The 3,376-nt window shown below is 58.1% G+C and carries 4 protein-coding genes; 1 reads left to right on the top strand and 3 read right to left on the bottom strand.

From position 1 onward, the window contains the following. Nucleotides 1–211, bottom strand: a 211-nt coding sequence (locus EOA24_RS31515) for a DNA cytosine methyltransferase (RefSeq protein ID WP_189354391.1), incomplete at its 3' end; no start/stop codon positions are given. Nucleotides 212–608: 397 nt separating this feature from the next. On the opposite strand from EOA24_RS31515, the gene EOA24_RS31510 reads away from it, so the two are divergent. Beyond that, nucleotides 609–1,538, top strand: a complete 930-nt coding sequence (locus EOA24_RS31510; RefSeq protein ID WP_127410465.1) for a hypothetical protein — start codon at nucleotides 609–611, stop codon at nucleotides 1,536–1,538. A 508-nt stretch (nucleotides 1,539–2,046) separates the two neighbouring features. Here EOA24_RS31510 and EOA24_RS31505 read toward each other — a convergent pair. After that, the gene (locus EOA24_RS31505; RefSeq protein ID WP_127410464.1) at nucleotides 2,047–2,865 is read right to left on the bottom strand and encodes a hypothetical protein; all 819 of its coding nucleotides are present in this window, start codon (nucleotides 2,863–2,865) and stop codon (nucleotides 2,047–2,049) included. 207 nt (nucleotides 2,866–3,072) lie between these two features. Next, nucleotides 3,073–3,376 (bottom strand): helix-turn-helix domain-containing protein (locus tag EOA24_RS31500; RefSeq protein WP_127410463.1); only part of this gene is annotated, 304 nt, incomplete at its 5' end.

Raw genomic sequence — 3,376 nt, 5'->3', positions numbered from 1 at the left:
GCTCCTCGACATCCCAAGCCTTTTGCTCAAGCCACGTCGGCCAGTTGAACTGGCCCGCCGGTCCATTTCGCTCGATGAAGTTGCACGCGAACGTGCGGAAGGCCATCTCGTCCCGCTCAATCGCGAAACGGCCCTTTAGTCCAGCCAGCGACAGGCCGAGTGAAAGGCCTCCGCATCCTGCAAACAAATCGGCGAAACTATACGACCTCATCGGTCCGACACCTCGTTGGCTTGCAGGCTACCCGACGAGGCTAGCTTCAAGGTCTTCATATGTTATGAAGGGAAGGTGTCAATGCCGCCGGGCGCGGTCTGGACGGCGGTGCTATCTCGGCCTCTCCCAGGTTATCGAAAGCATCTAGCCGATTCTTTCCATCGCGAACAGATCAGACCCGTAAAAGCTGGGCGCCCACCGCGTGACGCGAAGCCGGTGTCGTCTGAATTCAACGTCGACACACCCTCCCCCTCGCGCTTAACCGCTGCCGCTTATGGGCAGCGGGGTTGGTCACCGCAACTTCGAGCTCATGTGCAATATACAACGATGCGAAATCTAGCCTGTCTGCGCCGCCCGAAATCGCTATTCTCCTTCGCATCAAAGATCCGGGGGTGAGATGCAGGGCCAGACCACAAAGGAAGTGACCATTCCATCGGCGCAGGAACTGCTTATTCCAATATTGAAGACACTCAAGGCGAGGCAGTTCCGTTACAGCGATCGCCTGCAAGCTGTCGGGAGACAATTCGGATTCGAAAGCGAAGCAGTTCATGACGGTTATCCGGCGGGAACATCGGACTCATTTGCGCTGCATTTCGAATCGGCGTGCAGTCATCTGGTAAAAGCCTCGCTCGCCGCAAGGCCAGAAAAGGGATTGATCAAGGCTAGCAAGAGATCCGCAAAGGCCATGTCCGAACCCTTCTGGGAGAAAAATCTAGAACTCGGATTTGTTAGCGAATCAAAGATCCGAGGCGTTAAGATGACCTGGAAGCAGTTCGCCTCTAGGCCCGCGCGGGACAGGACCTTCGACACCGCGCCATATGTCGCGAAAATCGCCAAAAAAGTTCCAGGCCTGGAAATGGAGAAGCTGCACGGCATTTGGAGGAACGCGACCAAGATGCTAGCCGACCCGACGAAATCCGCTTGGCATGCCGACATAGCTCAGTTGATCGAAACAGTGGGCAAGGAATGGGAACGGCGGGCAGGGCTTCCAACCAATCCGGAGGACTGGTTTCGCTGGCCGGGCACCGATGCCTCGCCTGCTGATGGTGGCCTAAAGCTCTCCGGAGCTTTGAAAGAGGGCATGTTCTCCTATCTCGAATATCATGTCGGTCGCACGAACGGCGAGGCATCTCCCGTACGTCAATCGATTCTAGCGCGGATCTTCGAGAGTTCGCTTCCTCCAGTTTTCCCGAAGGACTACATGGCTCAATGGGGTCAGAACAAGTCAGCCCAGCGGTTGAAGAAGATGGCAGAGACAATCGCCGCTCTCACACGCAATTTTAAACGCATGAATGATGATCGATATGATGAGGCTATTAAGCATTGAGAAGAGGACCTCCAGTTCTTGCATGATAGGCACTACGTCGGCCGCTTCTTTTTTGCTTGGCCAATTACAAGAGTTGCCTCCGAGACAGCATCCCGCCGCTGATTTTCCGGACAGATTTTGCGCGGTTGGATCGTTGTGAGATTTGGCTCGGCCAGTGAATTTATAATCGGGCCGGCGCTAATGAGCGCTGTGACTGTGAATTCAATGAGTTAGCCGTGCATTTAAATTGAGAATGGGCTGGCAGGATATTTTTCTGCATTTCAGTGATCGAAGCACCGCTGTTCGCCTCCGGACACTGGCATACACGATCGCCCAGTTGGCGCGACGAACCTGAAGCGGCAGCATGACAGCCGGATGGACATCGCGATCGGCGAGTACGAGTCCGATCTCCAGTGGCTGTACGACATTTATTACGTCGGCCGCTTTCGCTTCGAATGGCCGTCGACCCAACCGGACTGATTGACATAGCCTCCATCTCATCTCCTCCGACCATCGCAGGCGCGGGCGTTTACGAGGGGTCCATGTCGTCGATGCGCTTCATGACGGCAGCCATGAACACATTCCGCGGATGGGTCACGGATCCTTGGGACAATTCTATTATCGCTGCGACGTCATCCACGAGGTGCCCTCCGCTCGCCTTGGGAAACTTCACCGTCTCGCAGTCCCGCTGGAACTCTCCGACGGACAGCCTCTCGAGGTCGGCAACGTTGAGCGGCTCGAGCTCCCTTTGGAGGTAGCGGAGCGCTTCGCCAATCGGAGGAGGGGCCGCGGCGCTGATGTAGCCGTCCGGGAGACCCAAGGCTTCCTCGACGTCGGCCAGCGTGTACCCTAGCGTTATCATTCCCTCTTCGGTGAAAGCGTGGACGGGGCACGCATGCACGGGAAACGCGACGAAGTAGCTGTGCAGCAGCCTTGCCAGCTTCATCACGTGCTCGGCGCAACATTCGGCGATGTCGCGGCAGACCAATTCCGGAGGTACGGGGCGTTGCCCGGCGACGAAACGATGCGTTGAGGTGCCGTCGGGCTGTCCCGAACCGACGTATGAAACGGGTCCCTGCTTCTGCGAGATGTTCCGCAGATCGAGGAAAAACCGCATCGCTGGGTCCACGCTCATTTCCTGACGGCGAAGCCGATACCAATCCTCGAATCCCGGCACATGTGCCAGCGACGATTGAAGGAGGAAGGTCACGCTCCGGCTAGCGGACAGGAACGCGTTCAGGTTCGCCTGGAACTCCAGCCCGTGCGTCATCGGGAGCCTGACGAGGAAGTATTCGGCTTCCCGCAGTCTCTCCACCGAGTGCCGCAGTGTTGTGAAAACATGAGCCATGTCGGAATGATACCTTCGGCGGCAAGAAAAGTCGCCTCCATCACGACGTGCGTGTGCATACGAATGGCTACCCCGATTTTCAGACGGAGATCGGGGAACGCAGGCCTGAGATCGGACGCGTCGGAACAGGATATTACATGAAGCACGGCAAGCACTGCTTCCTGATTCCTGTCAAACGGCTTGCAAAACTGATCGCAATGTTGATCCTTACATGATTCCCCACGCCCTGTAGCGCCCCCGGCCCGTCACCTCGCGGACGCCGAGTTCGGCGACGAGGTCGAGCGCGGCGCGCTGGCTGATTTTCAGCTCGGCCGCGATCAATCCCGCCGACACCACCGGCCGCGCCAAGACGAGCTCGATCAGCGCCGGCAGGCTCGAGTTTTTGCGCCGGTTCCTGAGCCGGCGCTCCATCTGGCCCTTGGCCAGCGCCAGCCGGTCGAGTTCCTTCAGCCCGGCCGCGGCGGCCTCCGCAAAAGCGTCGAGCGCGGCCAGCAACCGCGTGGTGCGGAGG

The organism is Mesorhizobium sp. M2A.F.Ca.ET.039.01.1.1 (assembly GCF_003998035.1).
In the GTDB taxonomy this organism is placed as follows: Bacteria; Pseudomonadota; Alphaproteobacteria; order Rhizobiales; family Rhizobiaceae; genus Mesorhizobium.
The sequence above is the reverse complement of the archived record's forward strand: the minus strand, read 5'-3'. Positions and strand labels throughout refer to the sequence as shown.

Coding starts and splice junctions, on each gene's coding strand:
- EOA24_RS31510 (WP_127410465.1), top strand. CDS start 609: ATGCAGGGCCAGACCACAAAGGAAGTGACCATTCCATCGGCGCAGGAA.
- EOA24_RS31505 (WP_127410464.1), bottom strand. CDS start 2,865: ATGGCTCATGTTTTCACAACACTGCGGCACTCGGTGGAGAGACTGCGG.